20 protein-coding genes are annotated in these 21,154 nt (G+C 66.0%); 17 read left to right on the top strand and 3 right to left on the bottom strand.

The genetic code is table 11. From position 1 onward, the window contains the following. The 6 genes from AVE30378_RS21985 to AVE30378_RS21960 all read left to right on the top strand — a co-directional run bounded on the left by AVE30378_RS21985 (window position 1) and on the right by AVE30378_RS21960 (window position 6,472). The gene (locus AVE30378_RS21985) at window positions 1-2,016 is read left to right on the top strand and encodes an acetyl/propionyl/methylcrotonyl-CoA carboxylase subunit alpha (RefSeq protein ID WP_129243256.1); all 2,016 of its coding nucleotides are present in this window, start codon (window positions 1-3) and stop codon (window positions 2,014-2,016) included. Between the two features lie 13 nt (window positions 2,017-2,029). Then, the gene (locus AVE30378_RS21980; protein WP_255697343.1) at window positions 2,030-3,250 is read left to right on the top strand and encodes a CaiB/BaiF CoA transferase family protein; all 1,221 of its coding nucleotides are present in this window, start codon (window positions 2,030-2,032) and stop codon (window positions 3,248-3,250) included. A 39-nt stretch (window positions 3,251-3,289) separates the two neighbouring features. Next, window positions 3,290-3,778, top strand: coding sequence for an FAS1-like dehydratase domain-containing protein (locus AVE30378_RS21975; protein WP_129243252.1), 489 nt, complete (start codon window positions 3,290-3,292; stop codon window positions 3,776-3,778). 68 nt (window positions 3,779-3,846) lie between these two features. After that, window positions 3,847-4,812 (top strand): Bug family tripartite tricarboxylate transporter substrate binding protein, encoded by a 966-nt coding sequence (locus AVE30378_RS21970; RefSeq protein WP_129243250.1) that lies wholly within the window; start codon window positions 3,847-3,849, stop codon window positions 4,810-4,812. A gap of 74 nt (window positions 4,813-4,886) precedes the next feature. Then, the gene (locus tag AVE30378_RS21965; RefSeq protein WP_129243248.1) at window positions 4,887-5,675 is read left to right on the top strand and encodes an enoyl-CoA hydratase/isomerase family protein; all 789 of its coding nucleotides are present in this window, start codon (window positions 4,887-4,889) and stop codon (window positions 5,673-5,675) included. Window positions 5,676-5,677: 2 nt separating this feature from the next. Next, entirely contained in the window at window positions 5,678-6,472 is a 795-nt protein-coding gene (locus AVE30378_RS21960) for an enoyl-CoA hydratase-related protein (protein ID WP_165360263.1), read from the top strand. On the opposite strand, the gene AVE30378_RS21955 is transcribed toward AVE30378_RS21960, so the two are convergent. The 3 genes from AVE30378_RS21955 to AVE30378_RS21945 all read right to left on the bottom strand — a co-directional run bounded on the left by AVE30378_RS21955 (window position 6,469) and on the right by AVE30378_RS21945 (window position 9,590). Then, entirely contained in the window at window positions 6,469-7,254 is a 786-nt protein-coding gene (locus AVE30378_RS21955; protein ID WP_129243244.1) for an IclR family transcriptional regulator, read from the bottom strand. The genes AVE30378_RS21960 and AVE30378_RS21955 overlap by 4 nt on opposite strands. Before the next feature lie 2 nt (window positions 7,255-7,256). Next, window positions 7,257-8,063: an IclR family transcriptional regulator gene (locus tag AVE30378_RS21950; RefSeq protein ID WP_129243243.1), complete on the bottom strand. Its 807-nt coding sequence runs from the start codon at window positions 8,061-8,063 to the stop codon at window positions 7,257-7,259. 546 nt (window positions 8,064-8,609) lie between these two features. After that, the gene (locus AVE30378_RS21945) at window positions 8,610-9,590 is read right to left on the bottom strand and encodes a LysR family transcriptional regulator (protein ID WP_129243241.1); all 981 of its coding nucleotides are present in this window, start codon (window positions 9,588-9,590) and stop codon (window positions 8,610-8,612) included. A 105-nt stretch (window positions 9,591-9,695) separates the two neighbouring features. Here AVE30378_RS21945 and AVE30378_RS21940 point away from each other — a divergent pair, with 105 nt between their 5' ends. The 11 genes from AVE30378_RS21940 to AVE30378_RS21890 are packed head-to-tail and all read left to right on the top strand — an operon-like array spanning window position 9,696 to window position 21,151. Then, a complete protein-coding gene (locus AVE30378_RS21940; protein ID WP_129243239.1) occupies window positions 9,696-11,165 on the top strand; it encodes a form I ribulose bisphosphate carboxylase large subunit in 1,470 nt (489 codons plus the stop codon). A 27-nt stretch (window positions 11,166-11,192) separates the two neighbouring features. Next, window positions 11,193-11,642, top strand: coding sequence for a ribulose bisphosphate carboxylase small subunit (locus AVE30378_RS21935; RefSeq protein ID WP_129243237.1), 450 nt, complete (start codon window positions 11,193-11,195; stop codon window positions 11,640-11,642). Window positions 11,643-11,662: 20 nt separating this feature from the next. Next, on the top strand, window positions 11,663-12,637 hold the full coding sequence (gene cbbX / locus AVE30378_RS21930; protein WP_129243235.1) for a CbbX protein: 975 nt from the start codon (window positions 11,663-11,665) through the stop codon (window positions 12,635-12,637). Further along, entirely contained in the window at window positions 12,630-13,400 is a 771-nt protein-coding gene (locus tag AVE30378_RS21925; RefSeq protein ID WP_129243233.1) for an HAD-IA family hydrolase, read from the top strand. The genes cbbX and AVE30378_RS21925 overlap by 8 nt, the downstream gene beginning before the upstream one ends. 38 nt (window positions 13,401-13,438) lie before the next feature. Next, window positions 13,439-14,200 carry a ribulose-phosphate 3-epimerase gene (rpe, locus tag AVE30378_RS21920; protein ID WP_129243231.1) on the top strand — a complete coding sequence of 254 codons (762 nt, stop codon included), beginning with the start codon at window positions 13,439-13,441 and terminating at the stop codon, window positions 14,198-14,200. Beyond that, window positions 14,191-15,282 (top strand): class 1 fructose-bisphosphatase, encoded by a 1,092-nt coding sequence (locus tag AVE30378_RS21915; RefSeq protein WP_129243229.1) that lies wholly within the window; start codon window positions 14,191-14,193, stop codon window positions 15,280-15,282. The genes rpe and AVE30378_RS21915 overlap by 10 nt, the downstream gene beginning before the upstream one ends. Window positions 15,283-15,329: 47 nt before the next feature. Then, window positions 15,330-16,208, top strand: a complete 879-nt coding sequence (locus AVE30378_RS21910; protein WP_129243227.1) for a phosphoribulokinase — start codon at window positions 15,330-15,332, stop codon at window positions 16,206-16,208. Further along, window positions 16,205-18,280, top strand: a complete 2,076-nt coding sequence (gene tkt, locus AVE30378_RS21905; RefSeq protein ID WP_129243224.1) for a transketolase — start codon at window positions 16,205-16,207, stop codon at window positions 18,278-18,280. The genes AVE30378_RS21910 and tkt overlap by 4 nt, the downstream gene beginning before the upstream one ends. Then, window positions 18,277-18,948: an HAD-IA family hydrolase gene (locus AVE30378_RS21900; RefSeq protein WP_129243222.1), complete on the top strand. Its 672-nt coding sequence runs from the start codon at window positions 18,277-18,279 to the stop codon at window positions 18,946-18,948. Before tkt ends, AVE30378_RS21900 begins: the two co-directional genes overlap by 4 nt. Then, window positions 18,945-19,961 (top strand): type I glyceraldehyde-3-phosphate dehydrogenase, encoded by a 1,017-nt coding sequence (gene gap, locus AVE30378_RS21895; protein WP_129243221.1) that lies wholly within the window; start codon window positions 18,945-18,947, stop codon window positions 19,959-19,961. The genes AVE30378_RS21900 and gap overlap by 4 nt, the downstream gene beginning before the upstream one ends. Further along, on the top strand, window positions 19,958-21,151 hold the full coding sequence (locus AVE30378_RS21890; protein WP_129243219.1) for a phosphoglycerate kinase: 1,194 nt from the start codon (window positions 19,958-19,960) through the stop codon (window positions 21,149-21,151). The genes gap and AVE30378_RS21890 overlap by 4 nt, the downstream gene beginning before the upstream one ends. The last annotated feature ends 3 nt before the right edge of the window (window positions 21,152-21,154 follow it).

Genomic DNA, 21,154 nt, shown 5'->3' with positions numbered 1-21,154 from the left:
ATGTTCAAGAGAATCCTTATCGCGAACCGGGGAGAGATCGCCCGCCGCATCGCGCGCACCTGCCAACGGCTGGGCATCGAATATGTTGCGGTGTACTCTATGGCCGATGCTGGCGCGGCACATCTGTGCGGCGCCGCCCGGACCGTTTGTCTGGGTGCGGGAGCGGCAGCGGACAGTTATCTGAACGCCGCGAAGCTACTCCAGGCTGCGCAGGAAACCTGCTGCGAGGCCGTGCACCCGGGCTACGGTTTTCTGTCGGAGAACAGCGAGTTCGCGGCAAGCGTGGAGGCCGCGGGTATGGCGTTCATCGGCCCCTCTCCCGCGACGATCGCGGAGCTGGGCGACAAGGCGCGGGCCAAGGCGCTAATGCGCGCGGCTGGGGTGCCGGTCGTGCCTGGCACCGACGAGGCCAGCGACAACCCAGCCACCATAGAGGGGCTGGCGCGCGCCATTGAATTGCCGATCCTGCTCAAACCCTCCGCCGGCGGCGGGGGTAAGGGCATGCAGATCATTACCCAATACGAGGAGCTGCCTCGGCTCATCGAGTCGGCCATCCGCCTGGCCCGCAGCAGCTTCGGCGACGGCCGGATGATCGTGGAGCGGTACATCGAGGAGCCCCGCCACATCGAAGTGCAGGTGTTTGGCGACGGTCGCGGGAGCGCGGTGCATCTGTTTGAGCGCGAATGCTCGCTGCAGCGCCGCCACCAGAAGGTCATGGAGGAGGCGCCCGCACCCCGCCTGCCGGAGCGTGCCCGTCAACGGCTGCTGGAGGCGGCGGTACAGGGCGCGCGCAGCCTGAAATATCGCAACGCCGGAACCTTCGAGTTCATCTTGGACCGGGATTTCAACAGCTATTTCCTGGAGGTGAACACGCGCCTGCAGGTGGAGCATCCTGTCACCGAGGCTGTCACCGGGCTGGATCTCGTTGAGTGGCAGTTGCGCGTGGCGGCGGGCCAGGCCCTGCCGCTGCCCCAGTCAGAAATCTCCTGCCGCGGCCACGCTATTGAAGCCAGAATCTATGCTGAGGACCCGGCCCAGGACTTTCGTCCTTCGCCGGGCACTGTGGTACGCGCGCGCTGGCCTTCGAACTTGCGCGTAGATGCCGCGCTGGACCAATCGGGCGAAGTTCCGACTTTCTACGACCCGATGGTGGCCAAGATCATCGCGAGCGCTGCGGATCGTCCGGCCGCACTTGCCGCCTTGAAGGCGGGCCTGGGCCAGACCGCGTTGCTGGGCGTGACCAGCAATCTGGGCTACCTGCTGCGGCTGCTGGACGATCCATGTGTATTGGCCGGACAGGTCCACACCCGTTACCTGGACGAACACAAATCGCTGCAAACACCATGCAGCCGCCTTGCCGCCGCTGCGGTGTGCGCCACGCTGTCCTTGCCGTTGGAGGGCGTGCCCGCCTCGCCCTGGCAGGCCGGCACGCCCTGCGGTGCGATGGACCGGAAGTTTCTAGATCCCGGCGCGCCTTTGGGACGCTTGCGTTTCCTGCTGGACGCCGAGCCGGCATGGACGGCGCTTTATGACGTGGAAGGCGGAAATGTCCGCGCGGGCGACGGTCAGCAAAGCTGGAACGTGTCGCGCGAAGCGTCCGGCCTGGGGGGGCGGGTGGACGGCTGGCGCTGGGACGCCTGCCGCGCCGCCGAAGGCTGGCATCTGCTGGTGGCGGGCGACCATTATTCGGTGCGACCGGTCCTAAGCGAGGGCGACGCCGGTGCTCAGGACGGCGGCGGGGCGACGGCGCCGATGTCTGGTGTCATCGCGGCCGTGGCGGTCCAACAGGGAGACCGCGTGCGCCCGGGCGACGTTCTGGCCGTCATCGAGGCCATGAAGATGGAGTACTCGATCGTTGCCGATGTCGAGGGGACAGTAGCGACTCTCCGCTACGGAGTCGGCGACAGCGTGCGCGAGGGCGAGCTCATTGCCGACATCGTTCAGGCCGACGCTACGGCGGACGATGAAGCCAGGCAAATCGATCAATCGAAGTTTCAGGCTGGCAACAGCCGCTAGTACTGAGATCATCATGCAGAAACCGCTAAGCCATATCCGTGTGCTGGACCTCTCCCGCATACTGGCCGGCCCCTGGGCCACGCAGAACCTGGCCGATCTGGGTGCTGAAGTCATCAAGGTGGAGAAGCCGGGAGTCGGAGACGACACCCGGCAGATGGGGCCGCCTTTTCTCAAAGATCGGCAGACCGGCAAGAACGGCGACGCCGCCTATTTCATGAGCTGCAACCGCGGAAAAAAGTCCCTTGCCATCGACTTCTCGAATCCCCGCGGCCAGGAGATCTTGCGTGAACTTGCGAGCCGCGCCGATGTCTTCGTCGAGAACTACAAGGTCGAAGCATTGAAACGCTACGGCCTGGACTACGCCTCGCTACGCGAGATTAACCCTCAGCTAGTCTATTGTTCCGTGACGGGTTTTGGGCAGACGGGCCCCTACAAGGACCGCGCCGGTTACGACTACCTGATACAGGGCATGGGTGGCTTGATGAGCGTGACGGGCGAACGTGACGACTTGCCCGGAGGCGGCCCGCAGCGGGCTGGTGTCGCGGTGGCCGATCTTTTGGCTGGCATGTACGCCACTACTGCCATTCTTGCCGCCTTGCAGCATCGTGATCGCGGCCATGGCGGCCAGCACATCGACATCAGCCTGCTGGACTGCATGGTGGGTTCGCTGGTGAACCAGTCTATGAACTATCTGGTCAGCGGGCGCGTCCCCCAGCGCATGGGAAGTGGCCACCCCAATATCGCGCCCTATGCGGTCTATCCGGCGGCCGATGGGCATCTGGTGCTCGCGGTCGGCAACGACGCTCAGTTCCGCCGACTGTGCCAGGCGGTCGGGCAGCCTGAGGTCGGCACCGATCCGCGCTTCGCCACTATCGCCGACCGCGTGCACAACCGGGCCGAACTGGATGCCTGGCTGGTTCCCGTCACACGTTCGCGCCGGCTGGCCGATTGGACGGCGCTGCTGGAACGGGCGCAGGTCCCTGGAGGACCCATCAATGGCATGGACCAGGTCTTTGCCGACGAGCACGTAGTGGCGCGTGGCATGCGCGCGGAGCTGGAGCATCCGCTTTACGGGCCGGTTCCGACCGTGCGCAATCCCATCCGATTTTCAGAAACCCCACTGGACCCCGCCGGCGCACCGCCCGCGCTCGGCCAACATAACGAAGAGGTACTGCAATCGCTGGGGATTGCAGCGGAGCAGTTGGCGCAGTTGCGTGCCGCCGGCGTGCTCTGACCGAACATCAAGATAAGCAGACAACCAGGAGAAGACAGTATGCGCAGATCGATCAACATGGACGAGAACGGGCTGGAGGTGCTGGGCCTAGGCTTTTACTGGGACGACGTGGAGCCCGGCTACCGCTTTCGTACCTTGGGCCGGACGATTACCGAGACGGACATCACTCTTTTCATCGGGACGGTGGGCATGGTGGAGGAAATGTTCACCAACCTCGAGTACGTCGCCTCGCAATCCATCATCGGTTCGCGTCCGGCTCCCGGCTCGCTCGTCTTCTGCATGGCCGAAGGGCTACTGATGCAGAGCACGATGCAGCGCACCGGCATGGCGTTTATGGAGGCGGATATCAAGGTCCACCGGCCCACTAATGCGGGCGACACGATCCATGTCGAGTGCGAAGTGATCGAAGCTCGGGCGACCAGCAAGCCGCAACGCGGCTTGGTGCGAACCTCCAATCAGGTGATCAACCAGCGTGGGGAAGTGGTGCTTACCTATAACCCCCTGCGCATGGTCAAGACCCGTCCATAGTGCGGAATCTTACGATATTTTTACTCGAGGGACGCGCAGACGGCCCCGATTCACTCAAGGAGACATCAATGAAATTTTCCCTGCTTTCGGCGTTGCTTGCGTTAACAGTGTGCGCCCAGGACGCGGTGGCAGCTCCTGCCTCCGCCTTTCCCGAGAAACCTATTACGGTCGTGGTTCCGTTTGCCGCGGGCAGTCCCACCGACGCGGTGGCCCGTGTGCTGTCCGACTCGCTGTCCAAGCGACTGGGGCAGCCGCTGATCGTGCAGAATCGTCCAGGCGCCACCGGTATGATCGGCAGCGAGTATGTGGCCCGCTCACAGCCGGACGGCTATACCTTGCTGTTCGGTACCAACACCACCCAGGTGGCGAACAAATACTTTTTCAAAAATGTCTCCTATGATGGCCTGAAGGATTTTGCGCCGGTCGCCATCGTCGGCGGGGTGCCGCACGCGCTCGTCGTCAACCCCTCCGTGCCGGTGAACTCGGTGGCTGAACTCATTGACTACGCCAAGGCCAACCCGGGGAAGCTCTCGTTTCCCTATGCCAACAGCACCACGCGCATCACCGGGAGCACCTTCCGCGTGATGACGCATACCGATATCTCGGAGATCCCTTACAAGGCCTATGGCCAAGCCGTGTCCGAGCTGCTGGGCGGTCAGACGCAAATGATGTTCATCGATTTCTCCACCGGTCTGGCCTATATGACCTCGGGCAAGCTCAAGCCGCTGGCTATCACGCCGGCCCGGTCGGAGAAGCTTCCTGGGGTACCCGCCATGAAGGAAGTGTTGCCGGGGTTCGAGATCGGAAACTGGAACGGCTTGTTCGCGCCCAAAGGAACGCCGCCCGAGATCATCGACAAGCTCAACCGGGAAATTACCGGCGCGCTCGAGCAACCGGAGGTCAGAAAGCTGATCGATGGCACTGGCTATGAGCTGCTGCCGCCCATGGCACCCAAGGCTTTCGGCAAATACATCGCCGAGGAGAGCGCGCACTACGGCAAGCTGACCCAGGCCGCAGGCATCAAGCCTGAATGAGTTGCGGGCCGCGCGCCGTCTGCGTGCGGCATGTACTTCCTGATTTTCATTGACTTGTGAGTCCGCCCTGCATCATGAATAAAACCGACGCTCCTATTCTGTACTCCGTGCAAGACGGCATCGCCACGATCTGCATAGACCGCCCCGCTCAACGCAACGCGTTGTCCATCGCTATCTGCGAGCGCCTGCTGGATCTATGGGAGGAGGTCGAACGCGACGAAGCCGTGCGCGTGGTGATTCTGACTTCCGCCGACTGCGGCGTGTTCTCAGCCGGCATGGACCTGAAGGAGGCCGCGCAGGTGCGCGCGGAATCCGGCAAGGACATGCTGCAGATGTTGCGGGATCCGTTCCACCAGCGCATGCGCCGGGTTCCCAAACCTATCATCGCCGCCATGACAGGCCATTTCACGGCCGGCGGCATGGTGCTGGCTGCCAACAGCGATATCCGCGTCGGGTTGCGGGGAACCCTGGGCGGCATTTCCGAGGCGAAGGTGGGACGAGGATCGCCCTGGGGAGTACCCATGTTGTGGATGCTGCCGCAGCCCTTCATGATGGAGCTCATGCTCACCGGCGAGATGCACCCCATTGAGCGCTTTTATCAGTTGGGTTTCGTGAACTATGTCGAGGCCACAGCCGACGCGGTGCGCGAGCGCGCCCAGGCGATTGCGCGTACCATCGCCGACAACGCGCCGCTTACTGTCTGGGCCGCCAAGAAGAGCATCAGGGCAGCCATGGACCTGGGCTGCGAGCGCGGCCTGGAGGCGGCCTGCCAATATCATGAGCGAGTCTACTCCAGTGCCGACGCGATTGAGGGGCCTCAGGCCTTTGTCGAGAAGCGGGCGCCGCGCTGGATTGGGGCGTAGCCATGGCTGCGGCTTTTGTCCGGCGCGACGACGATGATGGCGTCGTCACGCTCACCCTCAGCCATCCCGGCACGCTGAATCGCTTCTCTGACGGTTCGCAGTTCCTGGAGCTGGCCAGCCATGTGCGCCGGGCCAACGCAGATCCGGCGGCCCGCGTCCTGGTCATCACCGGAGTGGGCAAGGCTTTCTGCGCGGGCGGAGACCTGCGCCAGATGGCGGAACGGAAAGGATTTTCGGCTGGGGATGTTGCCGAGGTGCAGGCGCGTTACCGCGAGACCGTGCACCAATTGCCGGCGGCGCTGGCCGAGGCCGATATCCCGACCATCGCCGCGGTGAACGGCCCAGCTTATGGGGTGGGCTGCGATCTGGCGTGCTTCTGCGATATCCGGATCGCCGCGCAGAGCGCGTGCTTCTCGGTGAGCTTCGCCCGTCTGGGCATTGTGGCCGGCGATGGCGGAGCCTGGATGATGCCTCGGCTCGTCGGCCGCTCCAAGGCTATGGAGCTGGCGTTCACGGCCGAGCCCATCGATGCACGGGAGGCGTGGCGCATCGGCCTGGTGTCGGAGGTGACGCCGGACGATGCGCTGGCCAAGCGCACCGCCGATCTGGCGGGGCGCATTGCGCGGCATCCCGTCGCGGCGCTGCGCATGCACAAGCGCTTGCTGCGGGACGCTGAACAGCACTCGCTGGCGACCCATCTGGACGTGGTGGCTGCGTTTCAAGCGATCGCGCATGCCTCGGACGAACACCTGCGGGCGGTGCGCGACGTGGTCGGCACCCTGAGGCAGTCTCGTTAATCCTCGTCGTCGGTGGCGAGCGCGATGCGCTCAGCTATGGCAAGCAGCGCCGGCGCGACTTGGCCGCGCAGCACGGCCTCCGTGACTTGGACGCTGACGGCCATGGCGGCCAGGGCGAACTTCGAACCCGCCTTTAGCGGGGTGGCGATGGAGGCGGTGTGCGTGGCTACGGGCGCGGCCACGTAGCACCAACCCGTTTTCCCCAGTTCCTGGAACGCGGCGTAGACGTCGTCGAGCTGGCGGGATGCGCCGGATGGCGCGTCGGCCTCGATTTTGCGGAGCAATTCATCGCGCTGCTCCTGCGGCTGTCCCCAAAGATAGGCGCGGCCGGAGGCCGAGACCACCATAGGGAAACGGGCGCCCGTGGTCAGGCCCAGCTGCACCCTGCCCGCAGGAACGCAGTGCTCGACCACCAGCATATGCAGCCGGTCGCGCGTGCTCAGCGTGACATGGACACCGAAGCGCTGAGACAGCTCGCGCATGAGCGGCCTGGCGACTTGGCCAGCCGCCAGGCCTTTCTTGGCGGCCCGGCCCAGCGCCAGACAGGCGATATGAGGTTCGTAGCTGTCGCCCGTGGCCTGCAAAAAATGCTGGGACTGCAGCGACTGGATGAGCTTTTCGGTGGTCGGGCGGGACAGACCGAGCTTGCGGCCGATGTCCGCCATTGTGAGTTTGCGGTGGCGCAGATCGAACAGGCGCAGCACCTCCAAGCCCCGGCGCAGCGAATCGACCTGCGCGAAGTCGCGTGGCGCGCCCGGTGTCAATTGGCGAGTCCGTACCATAATTATTCCACCTGCATGTTGCCGAGTTCGGCTTCGAGCCTGGCTTTGAGGGCGAGCAGATCCGGGATCACCTCCTGCTTCAGCCGCGGCAACTCCAGGGAGTTCGAAGGCGCGGCGCAGCCTAGCGCATAGGTGTGCGGCCCTTCTGGGGTGTCCACGACCAAGGCGGCGCCATTGGTGCCGGCCTCCAGGGTGCCGGCCGCGATGCAATAGCCTTCGCTCGCCATTTGCGAGACCGCCGCCGGCACTTCGCGGCTCAGGAGCTCCCAGGCTTGCGGGTCAGTCGCACGAAGTTTCTCCAGGAACGCCGTGCGTTCCGCATCGCCCATCGCCCCGACCAAGGCCCGGCCCAGGGCCGAGCGGTCGATGCGCAGACGCGAACCGGGACGCACCCGCAAAGTGAAGATCATGTCCCGGCTATGCGTGACCTCGTTGCACACCATGCAGCTTGCGTCCGGAGAGGCGAGCACGACGGAGACTTGGTGCTGGTCGGCGAATTGCTGCATCAGGGGCCGCGCGAGCACGACAAAGTCGCGGTGCGATGCCGCGATGAACCCGAGGGCGAGCACGGCCGTGCCCAGGCGATAGGCGGCCCGTTGGGCCGAGTATTGCAGGTACTCCGCCTCCAGCAGATTGGCGGTAAGACGCGATACGGTTGGCTTTGGCAGACCGGTAAGCGCCGCGATCTCGGAGTTGCTCAACCAGTCGTTGTTCGGCTCGAACGCCGAGAGAATGGTCAGCCCGCGCGACAGCACCCGCACTTCGCGAATGCCTGGCTTTTCGGAGGACGAATCAACGGATGTGTTCATCGAGTCACCAAAATGAAATTAAACTCGATTCTACAGGTAAGCCCGCCTCAAGATGGGGCTCAGGCGACCTGGTTGTTACTCCTGAAAGTGCACGGCCTACCTTTGAGCCACCAGCAGTATTGCTCGGGCCCGGCCAGATAGTCGGCGTCGGCCTGCAACAGATGCGCCCTGCTACGTGGTGCTACAGGGCAAGCGCCAGTGTTCGAACACCACCTTGACAAAGCCCCACGATGTGGGCCGGTCTGCTTTTCCGTCCGGGGTGCCACGCGTCGGGTAGCAGGGGCGTATTGCTGCGCCGCCGCCTAAGAACCGGACGCGCGGGTCACTCGCATCCGGCTCAAGCCATTCTTCAGCACCATGGGGTGGCACCGAACAGCTTGACGGAACGCTTGGCGGCTCGACGACGGGCCAAATGCGCGGACCATTCCGAGACGAACGAATGGCTTGTCTGACATTAGGACGCTTTGGCGGACGCTCACATGTGTTGATCGTACCCATCCATCCCTGTTTCCTCTCCGCCTTGATGCAGGCAGATTCCGCCTCGCCTCACGGTTTAGGGTACCGGTAAACCCGCTCGATGAGGGGTGCTGATGTGAGTTGGGTAGCTTGGAGGCTAGGAAAACTCGCCGCCAGATACGCCTCCCCCCGCTCCAGCACGAAGTAGCGGAACGCCTCCGCCACCGGTGACAGCAGTTTGGACAGTGTGTGCACCACGTTCCAGGCGCGCACCACGGGCGCGCCCTCCACGTCCAGCACGGTCATCAGCTTGTTGCTCAGCTCCAGGCCGATGGTGTGCAACGACAGGAAGCTCAGGCCCATACCCGCCATCACGGCTTGCTTGATGGTTTCGTTGCTGGCCATTTCCATGATCACACGCAGCTCCACGTGCTCCTCGGCCAGGAATTTCTCCAGCGCCGCGCGCGTGCCCGAGCCCTGCTCGCGCACGATGAAGTCGTATTCCCGCAGCAGCGCCGCGGGCACGTGCCCCGCGTGCGCGAGTGGGTGGTCCACCGGCGCCACGAACACGTGCGGGTGCGCCGCGAAGGGCTCGGCGCGCGTGGCCAGTTCCTTGGGCGCGCGGCCCATGATGGCGATGTCCACCTCATTGGCGTGCAGCATCTTCACCAGCTGTTCGCGGTTGCTCACGGTCAGGCGTATGTCGATGTGGCCGTGCTCGCGCCAGAACTCGGCCAGCAGGTGCGGCAAAAAGTACTTGGCCGTGCTCACCATGCCGATCACCAGCGTGCCGGTCTCTAGCTTCTGCAGCCGCGCGGCCGCGTCTTCCGCGTCCTTCAGCGTGGCCAACACCTTCCTCGCATAGACCAGCATGTACTCGCCCACGGTAGTCAGCGCCACCTTGCGCCCGTGGCGCTCGAAGAGCGGCATGCCCACGTGCCTTTCCAGTTCTTTGACCTGCATGGTCACCGCCGGCGGGGTGAGGTGCAGCACTTGCGCCGCGCGCGCAAAGCTGAGGTGGCGCGCCACTTCGCTGAAGACACGCAGTTGCCGGAAGGTGGCGTTTTTCATTAAGTTATTCTTTAATTTATTTTAAAGAAATCGTGAATTTACTTTATTTATACGGAAATATAAAGTCATCTCCACCCCTAGTTCACTGCTTTCTGGAGCCCCACGATGAGCGACGCCCCCTCTGATTCGACACAAATCACCGACGCCAAAAAACGCTACAGCGCTGGCGTGCTCAAGTACCGGCAGATGGGCTACTGGATGCCCGACTACGTGCCCAAGGACACGGACACGCTGTGCCTGTTCCGCATCACGCCGCAGGATGGCGTGGACCCTGAGGAGGCCGCCGCCGCCGTGGCCGGTGAATCGAGCACCGCCACCTGGACGGTGGTGTGGACCGACCGCCTGACCGCCTGCGACAGCTACCGCGCCAAGGCCTACAAGGTCGAGCCCGTCCCCAACCGGGCAGGCGAGTACTTTGCCTGGGTAGCGTACGACCTGATCCTGTTCGAGGAAGGCTCCATCGCCAACATGACGGCGAGCCTGATCGGCAACGTGTTCAGCTTCAAGCCGCTGAAGGCCGCGAGGCTGGAAGACCTCCGCATCCCCGTGGCCTACGTGAAGACCTTCAAGGGCCCGCCCACTGGCCTAGTGGTCGAGCGCGAGCGCCTGGACAAGTTCGGCCGCCCGCTGCTGGGCGCCACCACCAAGCCCAAGCTGGGCCTGTCGGGCCGCAACTACGGCCGCGTGGTGTACGAAGGCCTCAAGGGCGGGTTGGACTTCATGAAGGACGACGAGAACATCAACTCGCAACCCTTTATGCACTGGCGCGATCGCTTCCTGTTTGTGATGGACGCGGTCAACAAGGCCAGCGCCGAGACCGGAGAGGTCAAGGGCAGCTACCTGAACGTGACTGCCGCAACCATGGAAGACATGTACGAGCGCGCCGAGTTTGCCAAGGAGCTGGGTTCGGTGATCGTGATGGTGGACTTGGTGATCGGCTACACGGCCATCCAGAGCATGGCGAACTGGTGCCGCAAGAACGACATGATCATGCACATGCACCGCGCGGGCCACGGTACCTACACGCGGCAGAAGAACCACGGCGTGAGCTTCCGGGTGATCGCCAAGTGGCTGCGCCTGGCGGGCTGCGACCACCTGCACACCGGCACCGCCGTCGGCAAGCTCGAAGGCGACCCGCTCACCGTGCAAGGTTACTACAACGTCTGCCGCGACAGCTATACCAAGACCGATCTGCCGCGCGGCCTGTACTTCGACCAGGACTGGGCCGACCTCAAGAAGGTCATGCCTGTGGCCTCGGGCGGCATCCACGCCGGTCAGATGCACCAGCTTATCGAGCTCTTCGGCGACGACGTGGTGCTGCAGTTCGGCGGCGGCACCATCGGCCACCCCATGGGCATCCAGGCCGGCGCGGTGGCCAACCGCGTGGCGCTGGAAGCCATGGTGAAGGCGCGCAATGAAGGGCACGACCTGCTGCAGGAGGGCCCTTCCATCCTCAAGCAGGCCGCGCAGCACTGCAGCCCGCTCAAGGCCGCGCTCGATACCTGGGGCGAGATCAGCTTCAACTACCAGAGCACCGATTCCAGCGACTACGTCGCGACGCCGGCCATGGCCTGAACCCATTCACTTCGAGGACCGCACACCATGATGACCAACCCCACCGGCCGCATCACGCAAGGCCAGTTCAGCTTCCTGCCCGACCTGACGGACCAGGAGATCACCGCGCAGATCGAGTACGGCCTGCGCAAAGGCTACGCCTGGAGCGTGGAGTACACCGACGACCCGCACCCGCGCAACACCTACTGGTCGATGTACGGCAACCCGATGTTCGACCTGCACGACGCGGCCGGCGTGCTGCAGGAGTTGCAGGCCTGCCGCAAGGCTTTTCCGCGCCACTACATCCGCATGATGGCCTTCGACTCGACGCGCAATGTAGAGACCATCGCCATGAGCTTCATCGTCAACCGCCCGGCCCACGAGCCCGGCTTCATGCTGGAGCGCCAGGAGGTCAACGGCCGCAGCCTGCGCTACACCACGCGCGGCTACGGCGCCGACCGTCCCGAGGGCGAGCGCTACCGCGACACGGCCGCGTGAGCACCAGGGAGCACGCCGCCATGTCGTACCTCATTCCCGGTAGCACGCCGCCGCCGTCCGCCGATGCCGCCGTGACCACGGCGGCGACGCTGGTGGCCGCACCGCCCGCCCTGCCGCGCTCCGTCGGTGCGGTGCTGGCCGACACGCAGGTCGAGGCCGTGCTGCAGGAGCTGGACGACGAGCTCGTGGGTCTGGCCCCCATCAAGGCGCGCGTGCGCGACATCGCCGCGCTGCTGGTCATCGACAGGCTGCGCACCGGGCTGGGACTGCCTTCGCAGCCGCCCAGTCTGCACATGTGTTTCTCGGGCAACCCTGGCACCGGCAAGACCACGGTGGCGCTGCGCATGGCGCAGATCCTTCACCGCCTGGGCTATGTGCGCAAGGGCCACCTGGTGGCCGTCACGCGCGACGACCTCGTGGGCCAGTACATCGGCCACACCGCGCCCAAGACGCGCGAGGTGCTCAAGCGGGCCATGGGCGGCGTGCTGTTCATCGACGAGGCCTACTACCTCTACCGGCCCGAGAACGAGCGCGACTACGGCCAGGAAGCGATCGAGATCCTGCTGCAGGTGATGGAGAATCACCGCGACGACCTGGTGGTGATCCTCGCGGGCTACGCCGACCGCATGAACACCTTCTTCCAGTCCAACCCCGGCATGCGCTCGCGCATCGCCCACCACCTGGAATTCTCGGACTACTCGGTCGACGAGCTGATGCAGATCTCGCGGCAGATGCTGGCCGAGCAGAACTACCGCTTCAGCCCCGAGGCAGACGAGGCCTTCGAGCGTTACCTCGGCCTGCGCCTGCAACAGCCGCACTTCGCGAATGCGCGCAGCGTGCGCAACGCGCTGGACCGCGCGCGACTGCGCCAGGCCAGCCGCCTGTTCGCGCAGCCGCAGCGCGAGCTCACGGCCGAAGAACTCACCACGCTGCAGGCGCCCGATATCTTGGCCAGCCGTCTGTTCAGCGACGCGGAAGGGGCCGCGCATGCTTGAAGCCCTCATCTTCGACGTGGACGGCACGCTGGCCGACACCGAGGCCGCGCATCGCGCCGCCTTCAATGACGCCTTCGCCGAAGTACGCCTGGGCTGGCACTGGGACGACGCCATCTATATCCGCCTCCTGCAGGTCTCGGGCGGCAAGGAGCGCATCGCCCACTACTGGCGCATGGTCGAGCCTGACGTGGCTGGTGGCAAGGCGGCGCAGGCCGCCATCGAGCAGGTGCACGCCATCAAGACGCGCATCTATGAAAGCCGTGTGAGCGGCGGCCAGCTCGCGCTGCGCCCGGGCGTGCTGCGCCTTCTACGCGAGGCGCAGGCCAGCGGCCTGCGCCTCGCGATCGCCACCACCACCACGCCGGCCAACATCGAGGCCCTGCTGCGCACCACGCTGGGGCCCGACTGGAAACGCCACTTCGCCGCCATCGGCGACGCGTCCACCGCGCCGCGCAAGAAGCCCGACCCGCTGGTGTACCAGCAAGTGCTGACCACGCTGGGGCTGCCGGCCAGCGCCTGCCTGGCCTTCGAGGACTCTGCCAACGGCCTGCGCGCCGCCACCGCCGCCGGGCTGCAGACCGTGGTCACGCCCACCGTGCACACGGCCGACCACCGCTTCGACGACGCCTTGCTCGTGCTGCCGCACCTGGGCGACGTGGACCAGCTGCTGCCCTGCGGCGTGGCCGCCATGGAGCAGCGCTGGGTTACGGTGGAGGCGCTGCGGCGCTGGCACGCCGGTACCACGCTGTTCGAGTCCGATTGAACGTTCTCATTTTTCACTCCTCACAGAGTCGCCTCACCATGTCCCGCTCGCCCAAGTTCACCCCTTCGCCCACCGTGCGCCTGGCGCCCTCCATCCTCTCGGCGGATTTCGCGCGCCTGGGGGAAGAGGTGCGCGCCATCGAGGCGGCGGGCGCCGATTCCGTGCACGTCGACGTGATGGACAACCACTACGTGCCCAACCTCACCATCGGCCCGCAGGTCTGCGAGGCCCTCCGCCCGCACGTGCAGATCCCCATCGACGTGCACCTCATGGTGGAGCCGGTGGACGCGCTGGTGCCCCTGTTCGCCAAGGCCGGCGCCAACTGCATCACCTTCCATCCCGAGGCCTCGCGTCACGTGGACCGCACGCTGCAGCTGATCCGCGCGCACGGCTGCAAGGCCGGCATCGCGCTCAACCCCGCCTCGCCGCTCGCCTGGATGGAGCACGTGATGGACAAGCTCGACCTGGTGCTGCTCATGAGCGTGAACCCCGGCTTTGGCGGCCAGGCCTTCATTCCCCACACCCTGCACAAGCTGCGCGAGGCGCGCCGCCGCATCGAGGCCCACGCCGCAGCCGGCGGCCAACCGATCTCGCTGGAGGTGGACGGGGGCGTGAAGCTGGACAACATCGGCGAGATCGTCCAGGCCGGTGCCGATATCTGCGTGGCCGGCAGCGCCATCTTCGGCGCCGCCGACGCATCGGGCGGTTACCACGGCGTCATGAGCGCAATGCGCCACGCCGCCGTCACCCCGGACTTCCATTCCAGCAACGCTTCGCGGAGAACCACGCCATGCCACTGACCGGCCGCAAGACCCTCACCCAGTACCTGATCGAAGAACGCCGCCGTTTCCCCGAAGCCAGCGGCGACTTCAACGCCCTCATCCTCGACGTGGCCATGGCCTGCAAGGCCATCGCGCGCGCCGTGGCCTTCGGTGCGTTGGGCGACGTGCTCGGCAACCACGCGGCCGAGGCCGGTGGCGCGCCCGTCAACGTGCAGGGCGAAACGCAGAAGAAGCTCGACGTGCTGAGCAACGACTACTTCCTGCGCATCACCGAGTGGGGCGGCCACCTGGCTGGCATGGCCTCCGAGGAAATGGAAGCGCCGTACCAGATCCCCGCGCCGCACGCGCGCGGCAAGTACCTGCTGGTGTTCGACCCGCTCGACGGCTCCAGCAACATCGATGTCAACGTGTCCGTGGGCAGCATCTTCTCGGTGCTGCGCGCGCCCGAAGCCGAAGGGCGCGAAGTCACCGAAGCCGACTTCCTGCAAGCCGGCACGCAGCAGGTGGCGGCGGGTTACGCGCTCTACGGCCCCACCACCATGCTGGTGCTGACCGTGGGCAACGGCGTGGCCGGCTTCACGCTGGACCCGAACCTCGGCGAGTTCATGCTCACCCACGCCGAGCTCACCGTGCCGGCCGACACGCAGGAGTTCGCCATCAACGCCTCCAACAGCCGCTTCTGGGAAGCGCCGGTGAAGCGCTACGTGGACGAATGCTTGGCCGGCAAGACCGGCCCGCGCACCAAGGACTTCAACATGCGCTGGATCGCCAGCATGGTGGCCGAGGCGCACCGCATCCTCATGCGCGGCGGGGTCTTCCTCTACCCCCGCGACAGCAAGGACCCGGCCAAGCCCGGCCGCCTGCGCCTGCTGTATGAGGCCAACCCCATCGGTTTCATCATGGAGCAGGCCGGCGGCCGCGCCAGCACCGGGCGAGTTCCCATCCTCGGCGTGCAGCCCGAGGGCCTGCACCAGCGCATCGGCCTAGTGTTCGGCTCGAAGAACGAGGTCGAGCGCATCGAGCGCTACCACGCCGAGCCCACCGCGCGCAAGGAACTGGACAACCCTCTGTTCCACGAGCGCAGCCTGTTCCGCGTCTGAGCGCCAGCCGCGCCCGCACCGATTCTTCAACTCCACGGGACATTACCATGTCTGAGCGCCACCCTATCATCGCCATCACCGGCTCGTCGGGCGCGGGAACCACCTCGGTCACCCGAACCTTCGAGAACATCTTTCGCCGCGAAGGCATCACCGCCGCCATCATCGAAGGCGACAGCTACCATCGCTACGACCGTCAGGAAATGAAGCTGCGCCAGGCCGAGGCCGAGCGCGCGGGCAATCGCCACTTTAGTCACTTCGGCCCCGAGAACAACTTGTTCCCCGAGCTGGAGGCGCTGTTCACCAGCTACGGCCGCAGCGGTACCGGCCTGTCGCGTAAGTACCTGCACGACGCCGAGGAAGCCGCGCCCTATCAGCAGGAGCCCGGCACCTTCACCCCCTGGGAAGAACTGCCCGCCAACACCGACCTGCTGTTCTACGAAGGCCTGCACGGTGCGGTGGTCACGCCCGACGTGAACATCGCCCAGCACCCCGACCTGCTGATCGGTGTGGTGCCCGTGATCAACCTCGAATGGATCCAGAAGCTCTGGCGCGACAAGTCCAAGCGCGGCTACTCTACCGAGGCCGTCACCGATACCATCCTGCGCCGTATGCCCGACTACGTGAACTACATCTGCCCGCAGTTCACGCACACGCACGTCAACTTTCAGCGCGTGCCCTGCGTGGACACGTCCAATCCCTTCATCGCGCGCGAGATCCCCGCGCCCGATGAGAGCTTCGTCGTGATCCGCTTCGCCAAGCCCAAGGGCATCGACTTCCAGTATCTGCTGAGCATGATCCACGACTCCTTCATGTCGCGCGCCAACACCATCGTCGTGCCCGGCGGCAAGATGGAGCTCGCGATGCAACTCATCTTCACGCCCTTTATCTGGCGCATGATGGAGCGCAAACAAAGGGTGATGGCATGAGCACGCGCCAGCAACCGAACCTCGACCTCGCGCGCCGCATGGCGAATGCGATCCGCATGCTCGCGGTGGACGCGGTGGAAGCCGCGCAGTCCGGCCACCCGGGCGCGCCCATGGGCATGGCCGACATCGCCGAGGTGCTGTGGAACCGCCACCTGCGCCACAACCCCGCCAACCCGGCCTGGGCTGACCGCGACCGCTTCGTGCTCTCTAACGGCCACGGCTCCATGCTGCTCTACGCGCTGCTGCACCTCACGGGCTACGAACTGTCGATGGACGACCTGCGCCAGTTCCGCCGCCTGCACAGCAAGACCGCCGGCCACCCCGAGGTGGGCGTGACGCCCGGCGTGGAAACCACCACCGGCCCGCTCGGCCAGGGCCTGGCCAACGCTGTGGGCATGGCCCTGGCCGAGAAACTGCTCGCCATAGAGTTCAACCGGCCAGGTCACAACATCGTGGACCACCATACCTACGTCTTCTTGGGCGACGGCTGCCTGATGGAAGGCATCAGCCACGAAGCCTGCTCGCTCGCCGGTACGCTGCGCCTCTCGAAATTGGTCGCGCTCTACGACGACAACGGCATCTCCATCGACGGCCACGTGCAGGGTTGGTTTACCGACGACACGCCGCGCCGCTTTGCCGCCTACGGCTGGGACGTGGTCACCGTCGACGGCCACGACCCCGGCGCGATCGATGCGGCGCTGCGGCGTGCGTGCAGCGCCACTGCGCAGGCCGAGGGCAAGCCCACGCTGATCTGCTGCAAGACCGTGATCGGCAAGGGCGCACCCAACAAGCAGGGCAGCCCCGGCGTGCACGGCGCAGCGCTCGGTGCGGTCGAGGTGCAGGCCACGCGCGAGGCCCTCGGCTGGACCAGCGCGCCGTTCGAGATCCCGGCCGACATCGCCGCAGCCTGGAACGCCACCGAACGAGGCCACGCGCTCGAGGCCGCCTGGCAGGCGCGCTTCGAGGCCTACCGCGAGGCCTTTCCGACCGAAGCCGTCGAGTACGATCGCCGCATGCGTGGCGCACTGCCCAAGGGTTTCGCCGAGGGCCTGCCCGCGCTAGTCGCGGCCCTGGGCCGGCGCACCGACGCCGTGGCCACGCGCAAGGCCAGCCAGCTCGCGCTGGACGCCATGGCACCCCAACTGCCCGAGATCTTCGGTGGCAGCGCCGACCTCACCAGCTCCAACCTCACCAACTTCAAGGGCTGCGTCACAGCCGGGCCGAACAAAGCCGGGCGCTTCAGCGGTGGCAAACACCTGAGCTACGGCGTGCGCGAGTTCGGCATGGCCGCGATCATGAACGGCCTGGCGCTGCACGGCGGCTTCATTCCCTACGGCGGCACCTTCCTCGCGTTCAGCGACTACAGCCGCAACGCCGTGCGCATGGCCGCGCTGATGAAGCTGCAGGTGGTGCATGTCTTCACACACGATTCCATCGGCCTGGGCGAGGACGGCCCGACGCACCAGCCGGTGGAGCAGGTGCCCAGCCTGCGCCTCATCCCGGGACTGGACGTGTGGCGCCCCGCCGACGCGCTGGAGACCGCGGCGGCCTGGGCTCACGCGTTGCAGCGGCGAGATGGCCCCACAGCGCTCGCGCTCTCCCGGCAGAACCTGCCGCAGCTCGGTGATGCCTCGCGCGCGCCGGCCATCCTGCGTGGCGGCTACGTGCTCTCGGACATGGACGGCGCGCAGGCCGTGATCGTCGCCACCGGTTCCGAAACCTCGCTGGCCCTGCAGGCGCAGACCGCGCTCGCGGCCGAAGGCATCGCCACCCGCGTCGTCTCCATGCCCTGCACCAACCTCTTCGACCGGCAGGACGCCGCCTGGCAAGACGCGGTGCTACCGCCGGAGCTGCCCGCCGTGGCGGTCGAAGCCGCGCACCCCGACTTCTGGCGCAAGTACGTGGGCCGCAGCGGCCGCGTGGTCGGCATGAGCACGTTCGGCGAATCGGCCCCCGCGAAAGACTTGTACGCGCACTTCGGTATCACCGCCGCGCGCGTGGCCGACGAGGTGCGCGCGCTGCTGCAGCCTCGGCGGCGAACCTACAGCATGACAGAGGGGACCACCGCATGAGGGCCATCGACCTCGCCATGTTCGACCTCGACGGCACGCTGGTCGCCACGGCCGGCGAGATCGGCGACGCCGTCAACGACACGCTGGTGCGCTTCGAATTGCCTGCCGTGTCGCAGGTGCAGGTGGAGCGGTGGATTGGCCACGGCACGCGCGAGCTGCTGATCCAGGCCCTGGCCTCGGCTGGCAAGACCGGCGTGGACGTGGTGCGCGCCAGCAGCGCCCTGCCGCTGATCGCCGCCGAGTTCGATCGCCACTACCAGCGCCGCTGCGGCACAAGTAGCCAGCTGTATCCACAGGTGCGCGAAACCCTCACGGCCCTGCGCGAGCAAGGCGTGAAGCTCGCGGTGGTGACCAACAAGGAAAGCCGCTACACCGCCACCGTGCTTGATGCGCACCAGCTCGCGCCCCTCTTCGACCGCGTCGTCAATGGCGACACCTTATCCACCAAGAAGCCCGATCCGGCAGGCATCCAGAGCTGCCTGTCGCTGTTCCAGGTCGCGCCCGAGCGCGCGCTGTTCGTCGGTGATTCGTCCATCGACGTGGCCACCGCGCGCAACGCTGGCGTGCGCGTCTGGGCCTTGCCCTATGGCTACAACATGGGCGAGCCCATCACCGCCTGCGCGCCCGATCGCGTGATTTCCGACCTCTCCTCTTTGCTCAACCCATGACCCAGAAGACTCCTCTCCGCCTCGGCATCAACGGCTTCGGCCGCATCGGCCGCAACGTGCTGCGCAGCGCCATCCAGAACTTCCAGGACATCGAAGTGGTGGCGATCAACGACCTGCTCGAGCCCGAGTACCTGGCCTACATGCTGCAGTACGACAGCGTGCACGGCCGCTTCAAGGGCGACGTCAAGGTCGAGGGCAACACCCTGATCGTCAACGGCAAGAAGATCCGCCTCACGCAAGAGCGCGGCCCCGCCAACCTCAAGTGGAACGACGTCGGCGCCGAGGTGGTGATCGAATCCACCGGCCTGTTCCTGGACAAGGCCACGGCGCAGAAGCACCTGGATGCGGGCGCGAAGAAAGTCATCCTCTCAGCCCCCTCCAAGGACGACACCCCGATGTTCGTCTTCGGCGTGAACGACAAGACGTACAAGGGCGAGGCCATCATCTCCAACGCCTCGTGCACCACCAACTGCCTGGCGCCGATCGCCAAGGTGCTCAACGACAAGTGGGGCATCAAGCGCGGTCTGATGACCACGGTGCACGCGGCCACGGCCACGCAGAAGACGGTGGACGGCCCGAGCAACAAGGACTGGCGCGGTGGCCGGGGCATTCTGGAGAACATCATCCCCAGCAGCACGGGCGCGGCCAAGGCCGTGGGCGTGGTGATCCCCGAGCTCAACAAGAAGCTCACGGGCATGAGCTTCCGGGTGCCAAACTCCGATGTGTCGGTGGTGGACCTGACGGTGGAGCTGAACAAGGACGCGACGTACGAAGATATCTGCGCGGAGATGAAAGCGCAGAGCGAAGGCGCCTTGAAGGGCGTGCTGGGCTACACGACGGACAAGGTGGTGGCGACCGATTTCCGGGGCGACACGCGCACCTCGATCTTCGACGCGGACGCCGGCATCGCGCTGGACAAGACCTTCATCAAGGTCGTGAGCTGGTACGACAACGAATGGGGCTACTCCAACAAGTGCCTCGAAATGGCACGCGTGGTCGGGGCGGCGCGATGAGCGCGCTGCGCTTCAGCGACGTGTGCGCGAGCGGTTTCGCGCGCGGCAAGCGCGTCTTCATCCGCGCCGACCTCAACGTGCCGCGGGACGACGCGGGCCGCATCACCGAAGACACGCGCATCCGCGCGAGCTTGCCGGCCATCCAGATGGCGCTGGACGCGGGCGCGGCGGTGATGGTCACCAGCCACCTGGGCCGCCCCACCGAAGGCGCCTTCAAGCCCGAGGACTCGCTGGCCCCCGTGGCCGCCCGCCTGGGCGAGCTGCTGGACCGCCCGGTGCGTCTGGTGGCCAACTGGATCGACGGCGACTTCTCCGTCGCCCCCGGCGAAGTCGTGCTGCTGGAGAACTGCCGCCTCAATGTGGGCGAGAAGAAGAACAGCCCGGAACTGGCGAAGAAGCTGGGCGCCCTGTGCGACATCTTCGTGCACGACGCCTTCGGCACCGCCCACCGCGCCGAAGGCACGACCTACGGCATCGCCGAGACCGCGCCCATCGCCTCGGCTGGCCCGCTGCTGGCCGCCGAGATGGATGCGATTGCCAAGGCCCTGGCCGCGCCCAAGCGGCCCCTGGTGGCCATCGTGGCCGGCAGCAAGGTCAGCACCAAGCTGACCATCCTCAAGAGCCTGGCGAACAACGTGGACAACCTGATCGTGGGTGGTGGCATCGCCAACACCTTCATGCTGGCCGCGGGCCTGAAGATCGGCAAGAGCCTGGCCGAGGCCGACCTGGTGAACGAGGCCAAGGCGGTGATCGAGGCCATGAAGGCGCGCGGCGCCGAGGTGCCGATCCCCACCGACGTGGTCACGGCCAAGGCCTTCGCGGCGGACGCTCCGGCCACGGTGAAGCAGGCCACGGAGGTGGCAGACGACGACCTGATCCTGGACATCGGGCCGCAGACGGCGGCGAAGCTGGCGGCGCAGCTGATGCAGGCCGGCACCATCGTGTGGAACGGCCCGGTGGGCGTGTTCGAGTTCGCGGCCTTCGAGGGCGGCACCAAGACGATTGCGGACGCGATTGCGAAGAGCAGCGCGTTCAGCATCGCCGGTGGTGGAGACACGCTGGCGGCCATCGCCAAGTACGGCATCGAGAAGGACGTGGGCTACATCTCCACCGGCGGTGGCGCCTTCCTCGAGGTGCTCGAGGGCAAGACCCTGCCAGCCTTCGAGATCCTCGAACGCCGCACAACATGAACC

The organism is Achromobacter veterisilvae (assembly GCF_900496975.1).
GTDB lineage: Bacteria > Pseudomonadota > Gammaproteobacteria > Burkholderiales > Burkholderiaceae_B > Achromobacter > Achromobacter veterisilvae.
This window is presented reverse-complemented; position numbering and strand designations above follow the sequence as displayed.